The organism is Amycolatopsis sp. NPDC058986 (assembly GCF_042741125.1).
In the GTDB taxonomy this organism is placed as follows: domain Bacteria; phylum Actinomycetota; class Actinomycetes; order Mycobacteriales; family Pseudonocardiaceae; genus Amycolatopsis.
The window spans coordinates 25949-49779 of sequence record NZ_JBHYJW010000059.1 but is presented as its reverse complement, the minus strand read 5'-3'; the positions used below and the strand labels follow the sequence as shown (position 1 = coordinate 49779).

General features: G+C 70.7%; 22 protein-coding genes. 14 read left to right on the top strand and 8 right to left on the bottom strand.

Annotated elements, in window-relative coordinates:
• Window positions 1-35 precede the first annotated feature (35 nt).
• Complete coding sequence (locus tag ACFW0G_RS36550; protein WP_378330067.1) at window positions 36-602, bottom strand: NUDIX domain-containing protein; 567 nt, start codon at window positions 600-602, stop codon at window positions 36-38.
• 292 nt (window positions 603-894) lie between these two features.
• Here ACFW0G_RS36550 and ACFW0G_RS36545 point away from each other — a divergent pair, with 292 nt between their 5' ends.
• The 4 genes from ACFW0G_RS36545 to ACFW0G_RS36530 are packed head-to-tail and all read left to right on the top strand — an operon-like array spanning window position 895 to window position 5818.
• Complete coding sequence (locus ACFW0G_RS36545) at window positions 895-1980, top strand: toll/interleukin-1 receptor domain-containing protein (RefSeq protein ID WP_378330066.1); 1086 nt, start codon at window positions 895-897, stop codon at window positions 1978-1980.
• Window positions 1967-4258: a hypothetical protein gene (locus ACFW0G_RS36540; RefSeq protein ID WP_378330065.1), complete on the top strand. Its 2292-nt coding sequence runs from the start codon at window positions 1967-1969 to the stop codon at window positions 4256-4258. The genes ACFW0G_RS36545 and ACFW0G_RS36540 overlap by 14 nt, the downstream gene beginning before the upstream one ends.
• Complete coding sequence (locus ACFW0G_RS36535; RefSeq protein ID WP_378330064.1) at window positions 4255-5292, top strand: hypothetical protein; 1038 nt, start codon at window positions 4255-4257, stop codon at window positions 5290-5292. Before ACFW0G_RS36540 ends, ACFW0G_RS36535 begins: the two co-directional genes overlap by 4 nt.
• On the top strand, window positions 5276-5818 hold the full coding sequence (locus tag ACFW0G_RS36530) for a hypothetical protein (protein ID WP_378330063.1): 543 nt from the start codon (window positions 5276-5278) through the stop codon (window positions 5816-5818). The genes ACFW0G_RS36535 and ACFW0G_RS36530 overlap by 17 nt, the downstream gene beginning before the upstream one ends.
• 87 nt (window positions 5819-5905) lie before the next feature.
• On the opposite strand, the gene katG is transcribed toward ACFW0G_RS36530, so the two are convergent.
• Window positions 5906-8146, bottom strand: a complete 2241-nt coding sequence (katG, locus tag ACFW0G_RS36525; protein ID WP_378330062.1) for a catalase/peroxidase HPI — start codon at window positions 8144-8146, stop codon at window positions 5906-5908.
• A gap of 30 nt (window positions 8147-8176) precedes the next feature.
• Complete coding sequence (locus ACFW0G_RS36520) at window positions 8177-8608, bottom strand: Fur family transcriptional regulator (RefSeq protein WP_378330061.1); 432 nt, start codon at window positions 8606-8608, stop codon at window positions 8177-8179.
• 397 nt (window positions 8609-9005) lie between these two features.
• Here ACFW0G_RS36520 and ACFW0G_RS36515 point away from each other — a divergent pair, with 397 nt between their 5' ends.
• Window positions 9006-10184 carry a hypothetical protein gene (locus tag ACFW0G_RS36515; protein ID WP_378330060.1) on the top strand — a complete coding sequence of 393 codons (1179 nt, stop codon included), beginning with the start codon at window positions 9006-9008 and terminating at the stop codon, window positions 10182-10184.
• Window positions 10185-10188: 4 nt separating this feature from the next.
• Here ACFW0G_RS36515 and ACFW0G_RS36510 read toward each other — a convergent pair whose 3' ends face one another.
• Window positions 10189-10446 carry a hypothetical protein gene (locus ACFW0G_RS36510; protein WP_378330059.1) on the bottom strand — a complete coding sequence of 86 codons (258 nt, stop codon included), beginning with the start codon at window positions 10444-10446 and terminating at the stop codon, window positions 10189-10191.
• 53 nt (window positions 10447-10499) lie between these two features.
• On the bottom strand, window positions 10500-11915 hold the full coding sequence (locus ACFW0G_RS36505) for a PLP-dependent aminotransferase family protein (RefSeq protein ID WP_378330058.1): 1416 nt from the start codon (window positions 11913-11915) through the stop codon (window positions 10500-10502).
• A 37-nt stretch (window positions 11916-11952) separates the two neighbouring features.
• On the opposite strand from ACFW0G_RS36505, the gene ACFW0G_RS36500 reads away from it, so the two are divergent.
• Together ACFW0G_RS36500 and ACFW0G_RS36495 are read left to right on the top strand one after the other, a co-directional pair.
• On the top strand, window positions 11953-12858 hold the full coding sequence (locus ACFW0G_RS36500) for a DMT family transporter (RefSeq protein ID WP_378330057.1): 906 nt from the start codon (window positions 11953-11955) through the stop codon (window positions 12856-12858).
• A 146-nt stretch (window positions 12859-13004) separates the two neighbouring features.
• Entirely contained in the window at window positions 13005-16415 is a 3411-nt protein-coding gene (locus ACFW0G_RS36495) for a TM0106 family RecB-like putative nuclease (protein WP_378330056.1), read from the top strand.
• Between the two features lie 39 nt (window positions 16416-16454).
• Here ACFW0G_RS36495 and ACFW0G_RS36490 read toward each other — a convergent pair whose 3' ends face one another.
• The 3 genes from ACFW0G_RS36490 to ACFW0G_RS36480 all read right to left on the bottom strand — a co-directional run bounded on the left by ACFW0G_RS36490 (window position 16455) and on the right by ACFW0G_RS36480 (window position 18773).
• Window positions 16455-16730, bottom strand: coding sequence for a DUF2087 domain-containing protein (locus ACFW0G_RS36490; RefSeq protein WP_378330081.1), 276 nt, complete (start codon window positions 16728-16730; stop codon window positions 16455-16457).
• 68 nt (window positions 16731-16798) lie between these two features.
• On the bottom strand, window positions 16799-17449 hold the full coding sequence (locus ACFW0G_RS36485; protein ID WP_378330055.1) for a peptide deformylase: 651 nt from the start codon (window positions 17447-17449) through the stop codon (window positions 16799-16801).
• A 55-nt stretch (window positions 17450-17504) separates the two neighbouring features.
• Window positions 17505-18773, bottom strand: coding sequence for a vanadium-dependent haloperoxidase (locus ACFW0G_RS36480; protein WP_378330054.1), 1269 nt, complete (start codon window positions 18771-18773; stop codon window positions 17505-17507).
• Window positions 18774-18906: 133 nt separating this feature from the next.
• On the opposite strand from ACFW0G_RS36480, the gene ACFW0G_RS36475 reads away from it, so the two are divergent.
• The 7 genes from ACFW0G_RS36475 to ACFW0G_RS36445 all read left to right on the top strand — a co-directional run bounded on the left by ACFW0G_RS36475 (window position 18907) and on the right by ACFW0G_RS36445 (window position 23829).
• On the top strand, window positions 18907-19494 hold the full coding sequence (locus tag ACFW0G_RS36475) for an RNA polymerase sigma factor (RefSeq protein ID WP_378330053.1): 588 nt from the start codon (window positions 18907-18909) through the stop codon (window positions 19492-19494).
• Entirely contained in the window at window positions 19491-20174 is a 684-nt protein-coding gene (locus ACFW0G_RS36470) for a ubiquinol-cytochrome c reductase iron-sulfur subunit (protein WP_378330052.1), read from the top strand. The genes ACFW0G_RS36475 and ACFW0G_RS36470 overlap by 4 nt, the downstream gene beginning before the upstream one ends.
• 21 nt (window positions 20175-20195) lie before the next feature.
• Window positions 20196-20609, top strand: coding sequence for a plastocyanin/azurin family copper-binding protein (locus ACFW0G_RS36465; RefSeq protein WP_378330051.1), 414 nt, complete (start codon window positions 20196-20198; stop codon window positions 20607-20609).
• Window positions 20606-21559 carry a metallophosphoesterase family protein gene (locus ACFW0G_RS36460; RefSeq protein WP_378330050.1) on the top strand — a complete coding sequence of 318 codons (954 nt, stop codon included), beginning with the start codon at window positions 20606-20608 and terminating at the stop codon, window positions 21557-21559. The genes ACFW0G_RS36465 and ACFW0G_RS36460 overlap by 4 nt, the downstream gene beginning before the upstream one ends.
• Window positions 21556-21942, top strand: a complete 387-nt coding sequence (locus ACFW0G_RS36455; RefSeq protein WP_378330049.1) for a hypothetical protein — start codon at window positions 21556-21558, stop codon at window positions 21940-21942. The genes ACFW0G_RS36460 and ACFW0G_RS36455 overlap by 4 nt, the downstream gene beginning before the upstream one ends.
• Window positions 21943-21980: 38 nt before the next feature.
• A complete protein-coding gene (locus ACFW0G_RS36450) occupies window positions 21981-22445 on the top strand; it encodes a hypothetical protein (protein WP_378330048.1) in 465 nt (154 codons plus the stop codon).
• 478 nt (window positions 22446-22923) lie between these two features.
• Window positions 22924-23829, top strand: coding sequence for a S1 family peptidase (locus ACFW0G_RS36445; protein WP_378330047.1), 906 nt, complete (start codon window positions 22924-22926; stop codon window positions 23827-23829).
• Window positions 23830-23831 lie beyond the last annotated feature (2 nt).

Genomic DNA, 23831 nt, shown 5'->3' with positions numbered 1-23831 from the left:
TGTGCACTCCGCTGCCGGGCAACGGGAAACAGTGCTCAGCCGAGGCCGAGCGCGCGGGCCATGAGCAGCGCGTACGAACTCCCGGCGTGCGGCATGCGGCCGCCCACGACGAGCGACAGCGCCTGGTCGAAGGGGAGCGAGTGGACTTCGAGGTCGGCTTCGCCGGGTTCGAGGCTCGCGGTGCCGTACCGCAAACCGGTGGCGAAGAAGGCGTGATCGCGGTGATTGGTGAACGAATCGGCGCAGTTGATGGTGCCCAGGTGCCGCCACTCCCGTGCCGAGATCCCGGTCTCCTCGCGCAGTTCCCGGCGTGCCGCCACCTCGGGCAGCGGGTCCGCCGGCTCGATCCGGCCCGCGGGCAACCGCCACTGGGTGCCCTCGTGGGTGTAGATCCATTGCCGCGTCACCGCGACCGAACCCCGCGCGTCCAGCGCCACCACGGTGACCGAGCCGGAGGAGACCACGTGGTCGTACAGCGCGGTGGAGCCGTCCGGCCGGACGGCGGTGTCCCGCCGCGCGTCGAACCACGGCGAGCGGAACATGCTGGTCGTCGTGAGGCGGGACCAGAAGCCCGGCCTGGAGCCTGTCGCGTCGCGGATCACGATTCGAGTGAACCACAGCGGCGGCGTGTCCAGGATCGGCCGTCCGTGCCTTTCACGGAGCCGGGCACGCCGGCTTGCCCGTCCACAGTGGACGCGAGTGGCCGCTTCGGAGCGATATCCATTTCCGGTCCATGATCGTTCCATCGCCGTGGTCCACGCTGGACGCCGGATGGCACGAAACGGTGGTGGAGAATGCGCTGCGCGCGCCGGTGGAATGAGGAGTTGTAACGTGGGCGAGCGGTCGCGCGACGCTAGGGGCGTCCATCTCCCGAAACCTTCCCGAGGAGAGCGCATGGCCGGGTCCGCGGCGCAGGCCGGGCACTATGATTTCTGCTTGTCCTTCGCCTCGGAACAGCGATCCTATGTAGAAGAGGTCGCCAGGCTGCTCGGTGCCGCCGGGCTGCGCGTGTTCTACGACTCGCACGAGACGGCCGATCTGTGGGGAATCGATCTCTACACCCATCTCGACGAGATCTACAACCGGGGATCCCGGTATTGTGTCCTTTTCGCGTCCGAAGCGTATGCGCGGAAAATGTGGACCGGGCACGAGCGGATGTCGGCGCAGGACCGGGCGTTGCGGAGCCGCGCGGAATACGTCCTGCCGGTGCGATTCGACGACACGGAGATCCCCGGGCTCCGCGGCACCGTCGGTTACGTGGACGCGCGGACGACTTCGCCCGCCGCGCTCGTCCGGCTGCTCCTCGCGAAACTGAAGTCCGGCTCGTCGATGGCTACGATTCCCGCGTCAATTCTGGTGCTGTCAGCCGATATTCGTACCGATCTTGGGGGAATCGCGCGCGAGGCGCTGGCGCGGTGCCGGGCGGCGGTGCCGCCGGGCCTGATTACCGAGTCGGCCACCCGCACCGTCGTGGTCGTGCCGGAGTCGGCGCTCCCGGTCGTGGACGTGCTCGCGGAACTGATGCCCGAGATCGAGCGGCTCGCGAGGGCGCGGCAGCACCTGCGGCTCAGGATCTCGGTACATCGCGGCGAGGTGCCCGTCGAGCATCTCGACGGATGCGTCGACGTGACCACGGCCGTCGAGGCGGCGCTTTCCGCGGCGGTGTCCGAAGTGTTCGATCGCGCGCCGAAGGCCCGGTGCGCGATCGTGGTCACCCAGCGCGTGTACGACACCGTGGTCCGGCCGGGCCGCGGCGGGAGCAATCCGAGCCTGTACCAGCTGGTCACCACGGCCGACGGTACCGGCCTGCACGTCCGCGTCCCCGGCTATCCCCGGTTGCCGGGCCGTACGCCACCCGGCGCCCCGCCGCCGATGCCGTCGATCGGCGTGGTGGGCAAGCTGAACCACTTCGCCGGGGACACCCACGCCGAGCAGATCGGCGACCGCTACTACCACGGGACCGGCGATGACCGACACTGATCAGGCCGAGCCGGACGAGGACACGAGCACCGACCCCACCCCTGAACCGGATCCCGAACCCGATTCCGAGCCCGCGCAGCCGGAATCGGGTACGGAGGAGAAGGAAACCGGGGCGAAGGAAGCCGAGGACAAGCCGGAGAAGGACGAAGAGGGCGGCATCCGGCAGGCGCAGGAACAGGCTGTCGACCCGGAGAACGCCCGGGAATGGGCGCAGTTCGCCTCCCAGATGGACACGGCGATGAAGGCCATGCTCGGCCTCGGCGCCGGTGGTTTCGTCGGGACGGGCGGAACCGCGAACTTCTTCCTCGGGGACACCTCGGTCGGTCAGGTCGGCGACCGGCAGCTGGGCGGGCACGGGCGTTCCGTCGACATGCGGGTGCGCAGCGGGGTGGTCGCGGCCGAAGTACTCGAACAGATCGAACAGTCCTATGTGGAGCCCGCGGGCTACCGGGAACTGAAATACCTCCTCGAACAGCGGCAGCTGGTGTTCATCCAGGCACGCAGCGGCACCGGTCGCACGATGACCGCGCTGCACCTGCTGGCGGGCGTGTGCGCCGAAGGCGTGCACAAACTCGATCCCGACGTCGAGCTGAAAACCCTCTCCGCCAAGACGTTCAAACCGGCACACGGCTATCTGCTGGAATCGCTGGACCCCGCGCAGGCCGCGGAGTTCAAGGCGTTCCACGCGGAGCGGCTCGGCCAGCTCATGCGGGACAACGGCAGCATGATGGTGGTCATCGTCGACGAGTCCGTCCGGCTGCCCGTGCACGAGATCGGGGATCTCGTCGTGACGGACTTCGGCAAGGTGAAGCCGGAGCTGCTCCTGCGCCGGCATGTCGAATGGGGACTGAGCGATTCGGGTGATTCCGCGGGACAGGACGTCCTGTCCCGGCCGGAGGTCAAGGAGATCGTCGCGCAGCTGACCGAGGAGGTCCCGCCGAGGGAACTCGCCAAACTCGGTGAGCTGCTGGTGGAAGTGGCGAACGAACGGCTCAGCCTCGACGTCGTCCGTGAACGCTATTCCCGGGCGAGCGAAGCCGGGATCGCGGAATGGTTCGACGCGCAGCAGGACTGTGAGCAGCGCGCGTTCGTCATCGCGCTCGCGGTGTTCAACGACGAGCCGGTGCAGCTGGTGTCCACCGCCGCGACACTGCTGGCCGACCGGTTCCGGGAACTCGAAATCCCGGACCCCGCCGATCGCACCCGCGACGTGTTCGCCGTTCAGCTTTCCTGGCGGGTGGAGCAGGCACGGGCCGAGCTGGTGTCCGAAATGGAGGACACCGGCTTCGGGCAGGTGCGGGTCCGGAAGGCGCGGTTCCGCGACGACCGCTTTCCCCGGCTCGTGCTGGAACAGGTTCGTGCGCAGTACACCGAGGCACTGGACGTCGTGACGGACTGGCTGCTCGCCCTCGGCGGAATCGATGTGCCGCAGGTCCGTATCCGCGCCGGGGTGGCGGCCGGAATGCTGGCCCAGTACGACTTCGTCAGCGTCTACAACAGGATCATCCTGCGCTGGGCCTATTCCGGCGACAAGTACGAACGCCGTGCGGTGGTCGCCGCGCTGCAGGTGCTCGGCAGCCTGCCCGGATTCGACCGGGTGGTCGCGAAGCTGCTGCGCGAATGGGTGCAGCGGCGCAAGGATCCCCGGCTCCGGGCGACCGCGGCCCGCGCGCTGGGCAGCACCACCTCGATGAGTCCCGCCACCGCGCTGAGCCTGCTGCGGACCGCCTCCCGCGAGGCGCTGCGGGACACTTCCTGGCTCGCCACCTCGAACACCATGTACTGCGTGGGGGAGAGCGTGAGCGATCTGTTCGTCCGCGCGGAGCCCGGTCAGGTGCTGCGGGCGCTGGAGCGCTGGTCCCGGGACAAGGAATATCCCGAGCGCCGGGAGACCGCGCTGCTCGCCCTGCTGATGACCTCACGCTATGTCGAGGTGACGGTGGACACCAGCGCGGAACCGTGGCCCGTGCTGCTCTGGCTGGCCGAGCACGACGAGGAGCACCGCGAGCTGATCGTCGTGCTGTTCTCCAGAATGCTGCTCACCGCCGACTTCATGCAGCGCGGTTACCGGGAGATGTCCACCTGGGTGCGGAGGGCGCGGCGCGAGCCGACGATCGTCGAACCGCTCGCCCGGCTGCTGCGCGAGATCGGCGAGCATTCCGGCGAGTTCGACAGTATTCATTTCTACCTCCGGAAATGGGCGGGTGATCGCGAAGGACCCGCCGCGGCTTCGCGCGCCGTGCTCGAGCGGTTCGAAGAGAAAGAGGGACAGCCGTGACCACTGAATCACCCGGCGAGGCGCCTTCAGCCGAGGCACCAGGGGAGATCGTGCGGGCGCTGGAGGTGAGCCGGGCGGCGCTGCGCAAGAACAATCCGGCGACGTCCGGGCACACCGCGGTCGTCTACGTGACCAAAAGCGGGGAATACCGGCTCGGTGCGGGCAGGCTCACCATGGGCGAGCTGGTGCTGGCCACGCCGAAGGAGATGTACCTCGTCGACCGGACGCCACACGAGGAAACGTATTCCCTGCAGCTGCCCGCGCAGGAGGAGGCGTTCTGCTTCGCCGCGAGCGTGCGCGTCACGTGGCGGATCAGCGACCCCGTCGCGGCGGTGAAGGCGGGCAGGATGGAGCCGCGGGAGACGATCGGCCGGTTCCTGGAGGAACGGCTGCGCGAGGTGACCCGGCAGTTCGGCGTGGAGCGGAGCGCGGACGCCGAACGCCGGATCGCGCACCAGTACGGGGATCGGATCGTGCCGATCTCCGACGCGGTGGAGGTGACGCGCTGCACCGCGGTGCTCGATCTCGACGACCTCACCCGCGAGCACATCGCGGGGCGGACGAAGTTCAAACGCGATTCGGAAACCGAACTGAGCACGCAGCAGCTGCGGATGATGCGTGCCGAGCACGCCAGGGAACTGCAGGAGCTCAAGGAAAAGCACGAGCTCGCCATGAAGCAGGAACGTATGAAGGTCTACGCCGAGGCCCTGCGCGGCGACGACGTCAACGTGCTGGCGCTGCGGCTGGCGGGGCACAACGAGGACGTCAAGGACGTGATCAACCTGCTCATGGAGCAGAAGCGCCTCGGCCTCTCGAACGCCAACGCGGTGCTGAACTCCTTGCTGGAGCACAAACTGGTCAACCGCAAGGACGTGGCGGCGTTGATGGCCGACGCCAGCGACACGTTGCTCGGCCTGCCGCAGAAACGGCACGACGCGCCACCGCAGGATCCGCCGCCGGTGGAGGCGAAGTCGGAGCGGGTCGAGCTGGGCGACGAAGAGGACGAGGACGAGGACGATGTCGGCGAACGGTGAGGTGCTCAGCCCGGTGGCGGCCGTCCCGGTGCTCGGCGACGTCGTCGGCTTCCTCGACGGCGCGGCCCGTCAGGTCGGCTTGCCGTTCGCGTTCCGCGCGTTCCTGGAACTGGTCGTGGCGGGGGTGTTCGCCTATCTGCTGCTGCGCCTGGTGACCGCGCGCCTGCTGCCATGGGCGGGGGAGGCGCTGGTGCTCCCGGTGACCATGCTCACGCGCGGTGCGCTGGTCCTGCTTTTGCTGCCGGACCTGGGAATCAGCAGTCTGGTGCGGCGGTTCGGACGGACTCCGCCGGAGTTCGTCTACGGCTACGGCGCGGCGGTCGTGGCCGTCGTGGAAGCGGTGGAAGACCTGGTGCGGCGGGCGCTGCCGAAGCTCGCCTTCACCCGCGCGATGCGGCCGTGGCTGCTCATCGTCCTGCTCGCGGCCGGATTCCTGCTGTGGAACAACCAGAACTGCGTGCCGGGCAAGGCGCAGTGCGTCAGCCCGGTCCAGATCTGGGTCGCCTCCTTCGGCACTCCACAGTAGACGTCCACAGTGGACATACAAGGAGGCTGTTCCGTGGTCCGGGCCTGCCGGCGCGCGGCAGGCCCGGACAGCGGGATCAGCGGGGGATCAGACGAGGTCGAACCGGTCGAGGTTCATGACCTTGTCCCACGCGGCGACGAAGTCCCGCACGAACTTCTCCTTCGCGTCGTCGCTCGCGTAGACCTCGGCGAGCGCGCGCAGTTCGGAGTTCGAGCCGAAGACGAGGTCGGCACGGGTGCCGGTCCACTTGACCTCGCCGGTCGCGGCGTCGCGGCCCTCGAAGGTCTCCGGGTCGGACTCCTGGGTCGTCGCCGACCACTTCGTGCCCATGTCGAGCAGGTTCACGAAGAAGTCGTTGGTCAGCGACCCCGGCCGCTGGGTGAGCACGCCCAGCGGGGACTGCTGGTGGTTCGCACCCAGCACGCGCAGCCCGCCCACCAGGACGGTCAGCTCCGGCGCGCTCAGGTTCAGCAGGTTCGCGCGGTCGACGAGGAGGTACTCCGACGGCAGCCGGTTGCCCTTGCCACGGTAGTTGCGGAACCCGTCGGCGGCGGGCTCGAGCGGGGCGAAGGACTCCGCGTCGGTCTGCTCCTGCGAGGCGTCCGTCCGGCCCGGGGTGAACGGCACCGTGACCTCGACGCCGCCGTCCTTGGCGGCCTTCTCGACGGCGGCGGCGCCGGCGAGCACGATGAGGTCGGCCAGCGAGATCTTCTTGCCCCCGGTCTGGGCGCTGTTGAAGGACTCCTGGATCCCTTCGAGGGTACGCAGCACCTGCGCCAGCTCGTCGGGCTCGTTGACCGCCCAGCCCCGCTGCGGCTCGAGACGGATGCGCGCGCCGTTCGCGCCGCCGCGCTTGTCACTGCCGCGGAACGTCGAGGCCGAGGCCCATGCCGTCGAAACCAGCCGCGAGACCGACAGGCCCGAGTCCAGGACCTTGGCCTTGAGCTCGGCGACGTCGGCGTCGGAGACCAGCTCGTGGTCCACCGGCGGCACGCGGTCCTGCCAGATCAGCTCCTCCTGCGGGACCAGCGGCCCGAGGTAGCGCTGGATCGGGCCCATGTCGCGGTGGGTCAGCTTGAACCACGCGCGGGCGAAGGCGTCCGCGAACTCGTCCGGGTTCTCGTAGAAGCGCCGGGAGATCTGCTCGTAGACCGGGTCGAACCGCAGCGCCAGGTCGGTGGTGAGCATCGCGGGCGCGCGGTTGAGCTTGCCGTCCTCCGGGTCCGGCACGGTGTTCTTGGCCTTGCCGTCCTTCGGCGTCCACTGGTTGGCGCCCGCCGGGCTCTGGGTCAGCTCCCACTCGTACTCGAACAGGTTGTGGAAGAACCAGTTGCTCCACTGGGTCGGCGTCGGGGTCCAGGTGACCTCAAGGCCGCTGGTGATCGCGTCGCGGCCCTTGCCGGAGCCGAAGCTGTTCTTCCAGCCGAGACCCTGCTCCTCCAGCGGGGCGCCTTCGGGCTCCGGGCCGACGTACTTGTCGGCGTCGGCCGCGCCGTGGGTCTTGCCGAACGAGTGCCCGCCCGCGATGAGCGCGACGGTCTCCTCGTCGTTCATCGCCATGCGGCCGAAGGTCTCGCGGATGTCCCGTGCCGCGGCGAGCGGGTCCGGGTTGCCGTTCGGGCCCTCGGGGTTGACGTAGATGAGTCCCATCTGGACCGCGGCGAGCGGGTTCTCCAGGTTCCGGTCACCGCTGTAACGCTCGTCGCCCAGCCAGGTGCGCTCGGGGCCCCAGTAGACGTCCTCGTCGGGCTCCCAGACGTCGGCGCGGCCACCGGCGAAGCCGAAGGTCTTGAAGCCCATCGTCTCCAGTGCGCGGTTGCCCGCGAAGATCATCAGGTCGGCCCACGAGATCTTGCGGCCGTACTTCCGCTTGACCGGCCAGAGCAGCCTGCGGGCCTTGTCGAGGCTCGCGTTGTCGGGCCAGCTGTTCAGCGGCGCGAACCGCTGCATGCCGGCGCCCGCGCCCCCGCGGCCGTCGTCGATGCGGTAGGTACCGGCGCTGTGCCACGCCATCCGGATGAACAGGGGGCCGTAGTTGCCGAAGTCGGCGGGCCACCAGTCCTGCGAGTCCGTCATCACGGCGTCGACGTCGCGGGCCAGGGCGTCGAGGTCGAGGGACTTGAACTCGGCGGCGTAGTCGAAGTCCTCGCCCATGGGGTTGGCCACGGCCGGGTGCTTGCGGAGGATCTTCAGGTTGAGCTGGTTCGGCCACCATTCACGGTTGCTCCCGCCCTCGGTCGGGTGCTTGAAGCGCCCGGCGGAGACCGGGCAGCCGCCCGCGCTCTCCTCGTTCATCTCGCCAACAACGGCGTCAGGGCTGTCAGACACGGGAATCCTTCCAGGATCGGGAGCGGGTGCTCAGGAACTGACTGTGGTGGAACAGGCGGGGCACAGGCCCCAGTAGATGACCTCGGCCTCGTCGATCGTGAAGCCGTGGTCGTCGTCGGCGGTCAGGCAGGGCGCGGAGCCCACGGCGCAATCGACGTCCTCGATGGCACCACAAGACCGGCACACGACATGGTGGTGGTTGTCCCCGACTCGCGACTCGTACCGTGCTACCGAGCCCGCGGGCTGGATACGGCGCACCAGACCCGCGGTGGTCAGCGCGCGGAGCACGTCGTAGATGGCTTGGTGCGAAACCTCGCCGAGGTCCGCGCGCACGGCACCGATGATCGAATCGGTGTCGGCGTGCGGGTTGCCGTACACCGCGGTCAGCACCGCCACGCGAGGACGCGTCACGCGCAGCGCGGCTCCGCGCAGCAAGTGTTCGAAGTCCGAAGTCGTGGGCACGGCCGAAGCGTGGCCCATTTTCTTGAATCAGTCAAGTTCGGCGCGCCGACGAGCCGATCATGGCTGTCCGCTTCGCCGGGTTTCGGCCGAGTCCACTGTCGACGTCCTCTGTCGACGGTGGACTCGCGGCCGGATCGCCGCACCGCCCGGTTGGTCAATCCCGGACGGCGCCGGTTCCCGGCGGGACACGGAATTGTCACCCCGCGACGGGATCGAGCGGCTGTTTCCGTCGTTTTCGGAAGCGGACGCGGTTTCCGGCGCCGTTTTCCCCGCCGGGTCCGCTTTCGTGAATCACGGACGAACTCGTTGGCGGGTAAGGAAGTCGTGGCCGGGTAACGGGAAACGGGAGAACGTCGACAGCACTGCGGGAAAACCGCGGATTCGTTCAGGAGTGGATGTGCATCACGTCTTGCAGATTTTCGTGCTCGGGTTCTTCCTGCTGGCCTTTCTGCTGCAAGGGGAACCGCCACCCCGGCTGGGGACGCGGCAGCGGTACACCCTCGGCGTCGTCGCCGCCGGGCCGCTCGCCATCCTGATCGGATCCCAGGCGATGCCGTTGCCGATGGTGTTGCTGCTGGAGTCCGAGCGCGCCCGGCTGGCAGGCAACTGGCCGCACATCCTGTTGCTGCTCGTGTCCCCGGTGGTCGCCTACGGCCTGGTGCGCCTGCTCGGTCCGCCGCGGCTGAAGAAGCGGCACGGGATCATGGTGCTTCGTGCCGCGGGCCTGCTCGTGGCGGTCGTCGCGGCCGAGCGGCTGGCGCTGGGGGACGGGGTGCCGGTGCTGTCCGTCGGCGGCCCGATCGGCGTCGTCGCGCTGCTGGTGACCGCGTCCTACCTCGCCTGCCTGCGGACCGCGGATCAGGGGTACTGGCCGCTGCCGCTGGTACGCGACGGAATCCAGAACGCGGCGCTCCTGGCCCTCATCGGCTGGTGGATCGTGGCGGTCGACGGCACCTTGGTGCCGGACCCGCGATCCGCGCCGGGAATGGCGCTGGCGGTGGCGCTGACGTTCTGGGCGGTGGCGGCGGTCGATCTCACCGAGCTGGCCGTCGGCGGCTGGCGGCTGCAGCGGTGGCTGCGGCACGGGCCACCCGAACGGCCGGGCCCGCCGGGCGTGCTCAACTGGCCACCCGCCTCCGGCGAGGTCTGGAGTGTCCTGCTCACCCACGACACCGGTAACTACAAGGACCGTCCCGTCCTGGTACTGGAACGCACGCCGACCCACGCGAACGTGCTCATCATGACCAGCAGGGACAAATCCGGCTCGCGCTTCCACCAGGCGCTCGATCTGGCCGACTGGCGGGGCGTGCTGGACAAGGCGGGCTACCTGTCGCTGGAAACCACCCCGGTGCCGTTCGCCGACTTCCGGCTGTATCGCGGGGAATGCACCGACCGCTTCTGGCATCGCCTGCTCGCCGACTCCCGGATACGGGAACGGCGGAACAGCGACCGCCCGGCACCGGGATTCGCCTTCCGGCACCGGTTCGCCTCCGCCCGCAACAGACACGTCGGGGTCAACGAAGGCGCGCGGCAACCGGCCGGACGGCGCCAGGGCACGCGGGCGGGACGTCGGTGACGCCTCACGACGGCCCGTGTTTCGTCCGGCGGACCGCCCGCGAAACAAGCCAAGCGAGGTAGGCGGCCGTCAGGACGAAGCCGATGGCGTACGGCGGGAACAATGCCGCGTCGAACCGGAACAGGGAATGGATCACCACGCCCAGCACGAGCGTGCCGGTGACCAGGGTGAGCAGCCCGCCGAACACCCACGAGAGGATCCTGGCCGGTGGCCACCCCTTCGGTGATCCGGTGGGTCGCGATCGATCGGGACGTCGGTTCATCCGGCGCAGCCTAGGTACCGCGCCCGGGACCGGTCCGCGGCGCGGCTTCCCGGTCAGCGTCGTTCGCGCTCGAGGGCCCGGCCGAGTGCCCGTGCCACGTCGGGGAAGGCGCCGGGATGCGGGCCGGCGTAGCTGAGCCGGAGGAACTGCCCGGCCGGTTCCGCCGGGAACCACTCGTCTCCCGCGCCGACGACGACCCCGGCCGACCGGCACTCCCGGACGATCCGGCCCAGGTCCACCGTGTCCGGCAGCCGGGCCCAGAGGTTCAGCCCGCCCCGCGGTATCGCTTCCAGCCGCGCGTCCGGCGCGTACTCGCGGAGGCTCGCGACGAGCAGATCGCGGCGGGTCTTGAGCTGGTGGCGGAGCCTGCGCAGGTGGGTGCGCCACGCGGGCTGCGTGACGACGTCGAGCGCGACCGCTTGCAGCACACCGCTGACGTACATGGATTCCGCCTGGCTGTCCGCGAGGATCCGGTTGCGTGCCGGGCCGCGCGCGATCAGCCCGGCGACCCGGACCGCGAGGGAGACGCTCTTGCTCAGCGAGCGGATGTAGACCACGTGCCCGCCGTCGTCCCTGGCGGCGACCGGATGGGGTTCCGCGGTCATCCCGAAGTCGTGCGCCGAGTCGTCCTCGATCAGGAACGCGCCGTGCCGCCGGACGGTGTCCATGACCTGCTCGACCAGCTCCGGTGTCCACTGTGCACCGGTCGGGCTGGCGAAGTTCGGCTGGGCGTAGAACGCGCGTGCGCCGGTCTGCTCGAACGCGCGTGCCAGCGCGCCCGGATCGGGACCGTCGGGGCCGCTCGGCACCGGGACGACCTCCACACCGGTCTGGGCGGCGGCGAGGATCGCGCCCCAGTAGGTCGGGGACTCCACGAGCAGCGGCCGCCCGGTCCCGACCAGCGCGCGGAACGCGGTCAGCAACCCGCTCTGGCTGCCGGGGATGATCACGACGTCGCCGGCCGCAGCGGGGGTGAAGTCGGACGGGGTCGCCGAAGCGAGTTCCGCGGCGAACCAGGACTGCAGTTCCGGGAGCCCGGCGGCAGGCGGCCTGGTGACCAGCGCGTCGGTGCGGGTCACCCTGGTGAAGGCCGCGCGGACGAGCCGCTCCGGCACCAGTTCCCGGTCGGGATAGCCCGAGTGCAGGGCGATCACGTCGTTCGAGACGGGCTGCAGCGCCGCGGGCAGCTGCGGGAGCCGGTGGTTCGGCGAGCCGAGGGCCGCGGTCTGCCAGCCGTAGTCGTTCGGCCGGGCGACCCGGACGGCGCGGACGAACGTGCCCACGCCCGGCCTGCTCTCGACGATCCCTTGCGCGGCAAGCGATCGGAGCGCCTTCTGCACCGTGACCGGGCTCGCGCCGTGCTGCGCGACCAGGGAACGCGTCGACGGCAGCTGGGCGCCCGGCGGGGCCGTCGCGATCCACTGCCGTAGCGCCGCGGCGATCTTCGTCGAGCTGCTATCGTCGGACATGACACAGAAGAGTAGCGCTACTCTCGCGCCGCGCCCAGTGCTATCCCCGTCCCGCGCCGGTCTCCGGTGGGGCCTGCTCGGGGTCGCGGCGTTCTCCTTCACCGTCCCGTTCACCCGCGTCGCCGTCCAGGGCGGCGGGATGTCGCCGCTGTTCGTCGGCTCGGCGCGAGCCGTCGTGGCGGCCCTGCTGGCGGCCGCGGCGCTGGCGATCACGAAGCAGCGCCTGCCCCGGAGTGTCCAATGGGGACGGTTGGCGATCGTCGCCGGTGGGGTGGTGGTGGGCTTTCCCGTGCTGACCTCCTTCGCGCTGACCACCGCGCCCGCCAGCCACGGCGCCGTCGTGGTCGCCGTCCTGCCCGCCGCGACCGCGATGACGGCCGTGCTCCGCGGGCGCGAACGACCCCCGGCGTCGTTCTGGGTCATGGCCATCGCTGGCGCGGCCGTCGCCGTCGGGTTCGCCGCGTTGCAGGGTGGCGGGCTCAACGGGCTGCACTGGTCCGACCTGCTGTTGTTCGGCGCCGTCGTCGCGGCCGCTATCGGCTACGCGGAGGGCGGGCTCCTCGCGCGGGAACTCGGTGCCTGGCAGACCGTGTCGTGGGCGCTCGTGCTCGCCGCGCCGCTGATGATCGTCCTCACCGGGGTCGCGATGGCCCAGCACCCGATCGGCGCGACGCCGGTCGAATGGGCCGCGTTCGCCTATCTGGCCGTGGTGAGCATGTTCCTCGGCTTCTTCGCCTGGTACCGCGGTCTCGCGATCGGCCCGATGGCGCAGGTGAGCCAGGTCCAGCTCGTGCAACCCGTGCTGAGTATCGGCTGGGCGGCGTTGTTCCTGCGTGAGGAGCTCACCTGGCCCACCGTTCTCGGCGGCGTCGCCGTGATCGCCTGCGCCGGGGTCGCCGTCCGCACCCGGCTCGGTCAGGAGCGAGGGGACGGACCGAGCTGAAGGACGCTTTCAGTGCGTCCAGTGCACTGAAAGCGTCCTTCAGCGCGCCCAACGCATCGAAGGCGCCCTTCAGCACATTCGGCGCCCGGCGTGTCGGGGGCGCACCTCGGCGAAACGGCGCCCCGGCCGTGCCAGAATCCGCTGCGATGCACCACACCCCGTCCGACCTGGCCGATCTGCTGGAATGCGAGCATCGGAGCGTCCTGAAGCAGGCGTGGGCGGCCGGGCTGCCCGGTGCTCCCGCGCCGAAGGGCGCCGGGGAGTCCCTCGCGGTCAAGCACGGCCGGGCCCACGAACAGGCCACCTTGACGCGGCTGCGTGGCGAGCGCCACGAAGTCGTCGAGATCGACCACCGCGACCCCGAGGTGGCGGCACGGGAGACCGCGGACGCCGTGCGCGCGGGCGCGCCGGTGATCTACCAGGCGGTGTTCCACGAGGAAGGCGAGTTCTCCGGCCGCGCGGACTTCCTGATGCGCGACGATCAGGGCCGCTACGAGGTGTACGACACCAAACTGGCCCGGCACGCGACCCCGGCCGCGGTGGTGCAGCTGACCGCCTACGCCGACGCGATGCGCCGCGCCGGCTGGCCCGCCGGGCCGCGGATGCATCTGCTGCTCGGCGACGGCGGCACGCACACCCTGCGGGTCCAGGACTTCCTCCCGCTGCTGCGGCGGCTGCGCACCCGGTTGCGCGGCCGCGCGCCGCGGCTGCCCGACCGGCTGTGGGGCGAGGAGCGTCCCGCCTGCGGCGGCTGCGGTTTCGCCGAGCACTGTGGGAGTGCCCGCAAGGCCGACCGGGACCTGTCCCTGGTCGCCGGCATCCGGGGCGATCAGCGCCGCAAACTCGCCGCGGCCGGGCTCGGCACCATCGACGCGCTGGCACTGGCCGCCGCGGAGGACCGGCCACGCGACCTGTCCGCGAGGTCGTTCGAGAACCTGCGCGCGCAGGCGGCCATCCAGCTCCGTCAGGACAGCACGGGCGAGGTCACCTACGAGGTGGTCGAGTCCGACGCGCTGGCGACGCTTCCGCCACCGGCACCCGGCGACGTCTTCTTCGACATGGAGGGTGACCCGTACGCACTGGCGGGCGAAGGGCTGGAGTATCTGTTCGGCGCGATCACCGCCGACGAAGAGGAGCCGCGGTTCACGGCGTTCTGGGCACACACGCGAGCCCAGGAGAAGCAGGCCTTCGAGCAGTTCGTCGACTTCGCCACCGCTCGCCTCGCCGAACACCCCGGCTCGCACATCTACCACTACGCGCCCTATGAGAACACGGCGATCAAGCGGCTGGCCGCGGTCCACGGCACCCGCGAGGACGCGGTCGACGCGCTGCTGCGCGCGGGCGCGCTGGTCGACCTCTACGCCGTGGTGCGCAAGGCGATGCGGGTGTCGCAGCCGTCGTACTCGATCAAGTATCTCGAACCGTTGTACATGCCGGACGCCCGCGAAGGCGAAGTGAAGACGGCGGCGTCGAGCATCGAGGCCTACGAGGACTACCTGACGCTGACACACCAGGGAGACGCCGAGCGCGCCGACGAGGTGCTTCGCGGCATCAGCGACTACAACGAATACGACTGCGTCTCCACGCTTCGGTTGTTCGAGTTCCTCCACCGGGTTCGCGCCGACGCCGGGATCGAGCTCGCGGAAAACCCCGCGGAGTCCGAAGAGGACGCGCTGATCCGCACCGCCGCCGAGGACGTCGCAGAGCAGAAACGCGCCGAGCGGGCCGCGCAGCTGGCGGCGCTGGTGGATCCGCTGCTGGACGGCCTGCCCGACGACCCCGCCGACTTCACCGCCGCGGATCGGGCCCGCGCGCTGCTCGCCGCCTCGGTCGGCTACCACCGGCGCGAGACCACGCCCGCCTGGTGGGAGTACTTCCGGCAGCTCGCCGCGCCGCTCGGCGATCTCGAGGTCGACACCACCTGCATGGTCCCGGTGTCGGTGGACGCGGGGGAGTGGGTGCCGCCGAAGGGCCGGGTGCGGACCGCCAAGCGCACCGTGGTCCTGCGGTGCGATCCGGACCGGCCGCATCCCTTCACCCCCGGCGACCAGGTCCGGCTGCGCTACGGCGCCGACGCCCGCGATGCGAAGGTGCTCGACGCCACCGCCTCGGACGTCACCCTGCAGGAGAGCTGCGCACCGGACCGGACCGACGCCGCGCGGCCGAGCGCGGTCCTGCCGGGCAGCCCCGTGCGTCCCGCACCCAAGGACGAGGCGGTCGCCGACCTGGCCCGGCTGGTCGTGGACGCGCTGCCCGGACTGCCCGCGCATCCCGGCGTCGACCTGCTGTGCCGCACCCCGCCCCGGCTGCGTGGCCGGGATACCCTGCCCGAGGCAGGGGACGACGTCGTCGGCGCGGTGATCGCCGCCGTCGAAGCGCTCGACAGTTCCACCCTCGCCGTCCAAGGACCGCCAGGGGCAGGAAAGACCTATCTGGCAGGAAAACTGATCGCCCGGCTTGTCCACTCAGGACGGACGGTGGCGGTCACCTCGACCAGTCACAAGGCCGTCGAGAACGTCCTGGCCGCCACCATGAAGAACGCATCGACGCTGCCGTGCGCCAAGCGCGCCAAGAAGGCGCCGGATCCGGACGTGCCGTGGGAACAGCCGCCGACCAACGACGCGCTCGTCCGGTGGCGTGCGGAACACACCGGCGGGCACCTGGTCGGCGGAACGGCGTGGACGTTCGCGAACGCCGCGGTCCGCGACGAGCCGTTCGACCTCGTCGTGATCGACGAGGCGGGCCAGTTCGCGCTCGCCGACGCGCTCGCGGTGTCGATGTGCGCCCGCAACGTGCTGCTCCTCGGTGACCCGCAACAGCTGCCGCAGGTCGTGCAGGGCACTCACCCGGCGGGCGCGGGCGCCTCCGCGCTGGGACACCTGATCGGCGAGCACGACATCATCCCGCCCGAGCTGGGCTACTTCCTCGACCAGACCCGCCGCATGCACCCGGCCGTGTGCGACCCGGTTTCCCGGCTGTCCTACGCCGGGCAGCTGCACGCACACCCCACCGCCGCCGAACGTGGCGTCGAGGGTGTGCCCTCTGGCCTCTATCTGTCCGAAGTGGACCACCACGGCAATACCACGCGCTCGGTGGAAGAAGCCGCCGCGGTCACCGAGATCGTGTCCGCCTTGCACGGTCGTGTGTGGACCGGCCATGGGACGGCGCGGCCGCTGGGCGACGAGGACATTCTCGTGGTCGCGCCGTACAACTTCCAGGCTCGCGAGGTCACCCGCGCGCTGGAGCGAGCCGGGTTCGGCGGCGTGCGCGTCGGTACCGTCGACCGGTTCCAGGGGCAGGAGGCGCCGGTGGTGATCACCACGATGACCTCGTCGTCCACAGTGGACCTGCCGCGCGGGCTGGATTTCCTGTTGTCCCGCAACCGGCTCAACGTCGCGCTCTCCCGCGCGCAGGCGGTGACGATCCTGGTCTGCTCACCCCGGCTGGCCGAGGCCGACGTCCGCACGGTCGAGGACATGCGCCTCATCTCCGGTCTCCTCGGGCTGACCGCCCAGGCGAAACCCTGGCAGGGAGTCGGGGCCGTGGTCACGCCGTGAAGGACTCCTTACCGGCGCTCAGCGCCGGTAAGGAGTCCTTCACGGACTTGCGTCGGAGCGCGATTCGGCGGGGCGTCCGTAGGTGCCGCCGTCCCGGCTGCGCTGCAGCAGGCCCTCGTCGACAAGGTGGCGACGGAGCGCGGCATGGTCGTCGTGCATCGGGGCGAGCCGCTCGCGGACGTCCTGCTCCGTGTAGAGCACGCCCGGCTCGAACTCTTCGGCGAGCCGGACGAGCAGGGCGCGCCGGAGCTTGCCCCGGCGCGGAATCGTGACGAGCCTTCCGTGCCTGAACAACGCTTCGAGCGGGTCGGCCATACCGCCGACGGTACCCCGCGCCGTACCGGTCCGTGAACCGGTTTTCCGACCGTCCGAAAAGGACCGGATCAGGCCTGCGGCAACGGGAAGCCGAGTGCGCGCGACGCGTTCTCCGGCGTCGGGTCCGCCCAGCGGCCGAGTACGTGCGCGCTGGTGGACAGCGACCGGATCTCCGCGCGGTCGAGGTAGAGCATGCCGTCGAGGTGGTCGGTCTCGTGCTGGACGATACGGGCGGGCCAGCCCTCGACCTCTTCGTCGAGTTCGCGGCCCGTCTCGTCCTGGCCGCGCAGCCGGATCCGCTCGTGCCGTGCCGTCACCGCCTGCCACCCCGGAACGCTCAGGCAGCCCTCGTAGAAGGCGGCGACGCCAGGGCCCACCGCCTCGTAGCGCGGGTTGACCAGAACCCGGAACGGCTGGGGAACACGGCGGCGGGCGTGGAGCGTCTCGGCGGGAACGTTCCGCAGAATCTCGGCGCGGTCCTCGAGAACCGCTATGCGGAGCGGAATCCCGATCTGGGGCGCCGCGAGGCCGACACCGGGCGCCTCGCGCATCGTGGTGCGCATCAACCCGAGGAGACCGTCGAGCCGTTCGTCGCCGAGCTGGCCTTCGTACGGCTCGCCCCGCCGCCTGAGCACGGGGTCACCCGCGGTCACGATCGGGGCGGGGGAGGGGCCGGCCAGCAACGCGTCGACGAGGTCGAGCAGTGGTGTGGTGGGCAAACCGGTCCCTTCGGGTCGAGGCGGGCTCACCGAGTCTAGCGTCGGCGCACCGCGGCTACGCGTCGAGAACGGCGTGGGCGACGTCGTGCCCGAGACGTCGCCCGGTGTTGTGATCGAGCCGGGTGTGGACGCCCGCGAAGAGGCGGCTGGTGCCCGCTTCGTCGGAGATGTCCTGGAAGGAGCCGAAGGTGCGGACGGTGCCGGGCAGTACCTCCGACGTGACGGTCACGTCGCGGCACGGCCCGTATTCGTGGCGCAGGATCTCGGCTCCGGCCTGCGCGATGACGCTGTGCGCCCCGGGGTAGGCGGGATCGGCGGGGGTCACGCCGAGGCTGGTCCAGTTCGGGTCGCCGATGGTCGCCGGGTTGCCGTCGGTGTCCGCGAGGCGGATCGCGGTGATCGGACGCCAGATCCGGTAGTGGTATTTGGCGTCGTAGAAGGCGATCACGGCGTCGGCGAAGGCGAGGTTGAGTTCCGCGAAGACACGCGCGGCGGTGGGCAGGCCGCTTCGCGCGCCGAGGACGACGCTCTGGGCGATCTCGTTCCAGTAGTTCCAGATCGGGGCGGCCCAGAACCGGGCCTGGACGGTCTGGTCCGCGGTGCGGGCGGTGCTGGTGTCCTGGCCCAGTCGCGCGACTTCGTTGACCGCTTCGGCGTAGGCGGCGCTGGTGAGCGGCGGGTACGGGCCGGGCCGGAACCGGTCGGCGCGGTCGAGCACGAACGGGGTCACGGCCGCCCAGTGGGTGAACACGGCGGGGGCGAACGCCGGGGGAGTGGGCCGGTACCGGCCGGGCTCGGTGCCGGGCGGCAGGACCGGCGGGATCGCGCCCGACCCGTCGTTCGCGCGGCGCGCGGCGATCAGCCGCGCGATCCGTTGCCCCGTCAGGACACCGGACGTCTTCGCCCGCCCGTCGGGCACGGTCGCCAGGTCGGTCGCCAGCTGGGCGTCCAGCGCACCGGCGAACGCCGGGTACAGCCCGGTCAGGACGTCGTGGGCGGCCTGTGCCGCCGCCGCGACCGGTGAGGCGGACCGCGGCGCGTCGACGGCGAGCAGGGCGGGACGGCCGGTCCTGCCCGCGGCGACCACCGCGTCGTGGACGGCGGTGTGCAGCATGGCGAAACTCCGGGTGGGATGCACGGTCGAGGGCTGCGCTCCCGGGGTCCGCAGGATCCGGAGCAGGGTCCGGTTCCACGCGGCGACGAGATCGGCGCCGCCTTGCCCCGAACCGGCGGCCACGGCGGGCGCGCCGCCGCCGAGAGCGAGGGCCGCGGCGGTCGCGCCACCGGCGACGAGCAGGCGTCTGCGTGAGAGTGGACTGGTCACTTCTTCGGCTCCCGTCGTTGCGAAACGTGGTCGTCCGTGAGTACGGCGCCTGGTTACGCGGGGCCGGTGTAACCGGCGTGCGTATTACTCGGACGGCGGGGTTCGACGAGGACGGTAGGCCGGATGGTGACCGGTGGGAAGACGTTTCGGGACACGGCGTAAGACGGCCCGAGAGGGAGAAACGGAAGCGGAGCCGGAAGGGCCCGCGCGGCTGCGGGTGGTCGGTACCGATGCCTACCCGGATTGGGAGGCGGTGTACCGCGACAACGTCGAGCGGGTTTACCGGCTGATGTTCGCGAAGGTCGGCAACCGGCCGGACGCCGAGGACCTCACGACCGAGGTCTTCCTGGTCGCGCTCAAGCCGTTGCGTGTTTCGGCGAGCGTCGGCGAGGTGCGGGCGTATCTGCTGGCGACCGCGCGCACGGTGCTGGCGACGCACTGGCGGCGCACGCTCGGCCGGGAGATCACCGTGCTGGACGACGAGCGGGACATCGCGGTTCTCGAGACCGGGATGGAGGATCCCGGGAAGCTGGCGCGGGCGGAGGCGATCCTGGCGGAGCTGCCCGACCGCTACCGGCGGATCCTGCGGCTGCGGTTCCTGGAAGCCTGTTCGCTCAAGGAGGCCGCGGCCGAGCTGGACATCACCGTGGGCAACGCGAAGGTGCTGCAGCACCGGGCGTTGCGTCAGGCCGCGGCGGTGGCGGAGAGGATGGGAACGTGAGCAGTCGCGGAGTCCGCCGGTTCGTCAAAGACCTGCTGCGGCAACGACGTCCACGTCGGTTCGACGCCGGTGCCGGCGACGAGGCGGAGCTGCGCGTGGCCGTCCAGCTGCGCGCGGCCCGCCCCGGGAGCGGCGCACCCACCGAGGAGTTCGTCGCCGGGCTGCACCGGCGGCTGGCCGTCGAACTCGGCGACGCGCCACCGGCCAGGGGCGGCAGCCGGCGGCGGTTCGTCCGGCTGACGTCGACCGCCGCGGCGGCGGCCGTGCTCGGCGCGGGCGTCGACCATCTGGCGACCAGCGGTGGCGAGGAAGCCGCTTCGCCGCCGCCACCGGATCGGACGCTTCGGCCGGAACACGGGGAATGGCGGGCGGTGGTGGCCGGAAAGGATCTTCCCGAGGGCGGAGTGCGGCCGTTCGACTTCGGGTCCGTCGCGGGTTTCGTCGAGCGCGCGGACGGACAGGTGCGGGCGGTGTCGGCGACGTGCACGCATCTGGGCTGCCGGCTGGCGCTGGACGCCCCGGCCCGGCGGCTGAACTGCCCGTGCCACCGCACGGCGTTCGCCGTCGACGGCGCCGTGCTGTTCCATCAGCTGCCGGTCAAGCCGCCACCGCTGCCCCGGCTGGTGGTCCGGGAGTCCGCCGGGGTGGTGGAAGTGCTCGTCCCTCCACAAGAGACGTAACCAGGGCGCGTACGTCATGGCATGACGAAAACCCTCGGACCGACCATCCTGCTGATCGCCGCCGCGCTGGGACTCGCGGCCTGCTCCGCGCCGCCCGCCGCCACACCCGCCAAGGCACCGTCGTCCGCCATGCCGGACATGCCGGGCATGACGGCGTCCTCCGGCGGCCCCGCTGTCGCCACCGACGCGGTGTCCATAAAGGACTTCGCGTTCGCGCCGGGTGACGTCACGGTCAAGGCGGGCGCCACCGTAACGTGGCGGAACGAGGACCAGGACCCGCACACCGTGACCAGCACAGGGAACGCGGGGCCGCTGCGCTCGCCGACACTGAACAAAGGAGACACCTACCGGTACGTCTTCGCCACCCCGGGCCGGTACGAATACCTGTGCACCATCCACCCGTTCATGACCGCGACCGTGACGGTGACGCCGTGACCGCGCGGGACGGGGCGGCGGAAGAGCACGGGCCCGAAGGCATGACCCGGCGGCAGCTGCTGCGCCACACCGCGTGGTTCGGCGCCGCCGTGGTGCTCACCGTTTCGGGCGGGGAAGTCCTCAGCCACGTCACCGGGCCGGCGGAGGCCGCGCCGGAAGACGATCCGCACGCGCTGCGGTTCGTCCAGGTCAGCGACAGCCATCTCGGGTTCAAGGGCTCCGCCAACACCGCCGTCGAGGATTCCTTTTCCCGTGCCATCAACCAGATCAACGCGCTGCCGTACCGCCCGGCGTTCGTGATGCACACCGGCGACCTCACCCACCTCGCCACCCCGGCGCAGTTCGACCAGGTCAAGCAGATGATGAGCGGCCTGCACACCGCACAGGTGCTGACCGTGCCCGGCGAGCACGATTCGATCGACGACACCGGCCAGAAGTACCGCAAGGTGTTCGGGGCCGGAACCGCGGGCGACGGCTGGTACAGCTTCGATGTCCAGGGCGTGCACTTCCTGTCGCTGGTGAACACGCTGAGCCTGGAGAAGCTGGGGCACCTCGGCAACGATCAGCTGGAGTTCGTCCGCAAGGACGTCGCGAAACTCTCCTCGGATACCCCGATCGTGGTCTTCAGCCACATCCCGCTGTTCGCGATGTACCCGGCCTGGGGCTGGGGCACCGACGACGCCACGCAGGCGCTGTCCTATCTGCGCCGGTTCTCCTCGGTCACCTGCCTCAACGGGCATGTGCACCAGTTGTTCACCAAAACCGAGGGAAATGTGACCTTCCACAGCGCCACCACCACCGCGTATCCGTTGCCCCAGCCGGGAACCCGGCCCGCGCCGACCCCGGTGACCCTGCCCGCGGGCAAACTCGGCGACGCGCTGGGCATCCGCGAGGTGGCCTATCGGCCCGGGGATCCGGGCCTGGCCGTCAAGGACGTGAGGCTCGCGTGAGCGGGCGAGTGCTGCGGCTCGGCATCGCCGTGTGTCTCGCCGCCGGCGGTTACGTCCACGCCGAACTCTATCTCCACGGCTACCGGGTGATCCCGTTCGTCGGCCCGGCCTTTCTGGTGCAGGCCAGTGGGTCCTTCGCGATCGCGGTCCTGCTGGTGTTCAGCGGTTCGGTGGTGCTGCGGCTCGCCGCGGCCGGGCTGGCGCTCGGCGCGCTGGGCGGATTCGTGCTGTCCCGGACGATCGGTGTCTTCGGCTTCGTCGAGTACGGGCTGCAGCCGGCACCGGAAGCGCTCGTCAGCTTGCTCACCGAGGCGGCGGTTCTGGCGTTGCTGCTGGTCTCCCACGTGCTGGTCCGGCGCCGTAACCCGCGCGCGTATTCGTAGGTGAAGGTTCGGAAAGCCTTTCAGGGGAAGGAAACACGATGCGAAGAGCCATCACGGCGGCTGTGCTTGCCATGGCAGGTCTCGGCTTGGCCGGTGGGGTGGTCACCGGTCCGGCGGCCCAGGCGAGCGGACGCCGGTGCGGACCCGCGGTCTCGACGGCGGGAACCGGCACACTGGGTACCGCGTGGACGCTCAAGTCGGCCTATGACGACGACGGCCCGGTACCGGGGAAACTGGTCGTCGGCGAGGAGTTCCAGATCAACACCCAGGTTGCCGGCCAGCACTGGACGGTCACCTTCGCCGACAACGGGACGGTGTTCTTCAGCAATCCCGACGACGTGTCCACAGTGGACGGTATCAGGGAGGTGCACATGAACCCGGCCGTGCACCACACGCCGCAGCACATGACCGCGCACGCGGTCCGGCACGAGACCGGCGAAGTCATCGACGGGGCGGTCGATCTGCCCCCGGCGCCGGACGGGTGCGGTCCCCTCTCCCCGTGACCGCACCGAACGCGGGGCGTGCCCGGCGGTGCCGGATACCGGCGGGCACGCCTCGCCCCACTGTCGGTTTCTCGCTAAGGGTTCTGGGGCCGTGGGTGCCGCCGGAGGTGCTGTAGAACGCTTGGGGTGCGCTGGCCTGAGGTGCGACAAGGGCGTCCCTGGGTGCGGTGGATGCACCCAGGGCGTCCCTGGGACTTCTCTGGGACTTGCCTGCGCTCGCCGACTCCGTTCGCGACACGCGCCCCGGGCCCGCCGCATGCTGTGAAGGCCTCCTTACCGGCGCCCAACGCCGCAAAGGACCCCTTCACCACACCACCAAGCCCCCGGGAAAGCACCCACCAGCAAAGCCGCACCCCGCACCTACCGAGAAAACCTCACTGTGGGAACGACCACGTCAGATCGGGAAAGTTTCGTGCACGGAGGTGCACCGGCGGCGGCGCGGCGGAACCGCATGGGGCGGTCATGCGTGCTCTAGGACATGAGGACGAATACGGGACGGTTGTCGACCCGGCGGCTCTGGGCGCTCTCGGCCGCCGTGCTGGCGGGCGTCGGCGGCGCCTTCGCCAGTGTCACCACCGGTGAGACGAAGGCGACGACCCGGGCCGACCATTTTCTTCAGGCGAGGGCCGCGCCGACGACGGCCATGCCACCCACGGCGACGGCCTCGGTGACGACCGAGTCCCCGGTGACGACCGCCGGCCGCCCGGTGGTGAGCCCGGTCCTGCCGTTCAACGCGAAGCTGACGTCGTCGGACATCCCGGTACGCGGTGGCGGCGTGCGAAGCGGAGCGTGCAGTGGTTCCCTGATCGCCCCCGAGTGGATCATCACGGCCGGACACTGCTTCCACGACATCAACGGCGCGTGGGTGGGCGGCAAGCCCCGCTACCACATGACGGTGACCGTCGGGAAGCTGAAGGACGGCGACCCCGGCGGGCACACGGCGCAGGTGGTGGACGTCCGGCAGTCCCCGGTCAACGACCTCGCGGTGGCGAAGCTGAGCACCGCGATCGACGACGTCGTCCCGTTGACCTTGCCGGACAAGGCGCCCGAAGTGGGCCAGCGGCTGCGGTTCGCGGGCTGGGGTTCCACCTCGGCCACCGTCGTCGCCCCGTCCGACCACCTCAAACGCGGGGAGTTCTCCGTCGCGAAGATCGCGCCGACCACTCTCGAAGCACTGCCGGTGGTGCCGCGCACGGTCGAGAACAGCCCGTGCGCCGACGACTCCGGCTCGCCGTACTTCGTTTCCGGCGACAACCGGACCGGGAACCTGGTCGCCATCGAGAACAGCGGCCCGCCGTGCCCCCAGCCCGGCCGCGAGATCATCGCGCGGGTGGACATCCTGACCGACTGGATCCGCACGCAGACCGGGGACACCGCGCGGTAGCC

Coding starts and splice junctions, on each gene's coding strand:
- ACFW0G_RS36545 (WP_378330066.1), top strand. CDS start 895: ATGGCCGGGTCCGCGGCGCAGGCCGGGCACTATGATTTCTGCTTGTCC.
- ACFW0G_RS36540 (WP_378330065.1), top strand. CDS start 1,967: ATGACCGACACTGATCAGGCCGAGCCGGACGAGGACACGAGCACCGAC.
- ACFW0G_RS36530 (WP_378330063.1), top strand. CDS start 5,276: ATGTCGGCGAACGGTGAGGTGCTCAGCCCGGTGGCGGCCGTCCCGGTG.
- ACFW0G_RS36510 (WP_378330059.1), bottom strand. CDS start 10,446: ATGAACCGACGTCCCGATCGATCGCGACCCACCGGATCACCGAAGGGG.
- ACFW0G_RS36505 (WP_378330058.1), bottom strand. CDS start 11,915: ATGTCCGACGATAGCAGCTCGACGAAGATCGCCGCGGCGCTACGGCAG.
- ACFW0G_RS36495 (WP_378330056.1), top strand. CDS start 13,005: ATGCACCACACCCCGTCCGACCTGGCCGATCTGCTGGAATGCGAGCAT.
- ACFW0G_RS36490 (WP_378330081.1), bottom strand. CDS start 16,730: ATGGCCGACCCGCTCGAAGCGTTGTTCAGGCACGGAAGGCTCGTCACG.
- ACFW0G_RS36465 (WP_378330051.1), top strand. CDS start 20,196: ATGACGAAAACCCTCGGACCGACCATCCTGCTGATCGCCGCCGCGCTG.
- ACFW0G_RS36450 (WP_378330048.1), top strand. CDS start 21,981: ATGCGAAGAGCCATCACGGCGGCTGTGCTTGCCATGGCAGGTCTCGGC.
- ACFW0G_RS36445 (WP_378330047.1), top strand. CDS start 22,924: ATGAGGACGAATACGGGACGGTTGTCGACCCGGCGGCTCTGGGCGCTC.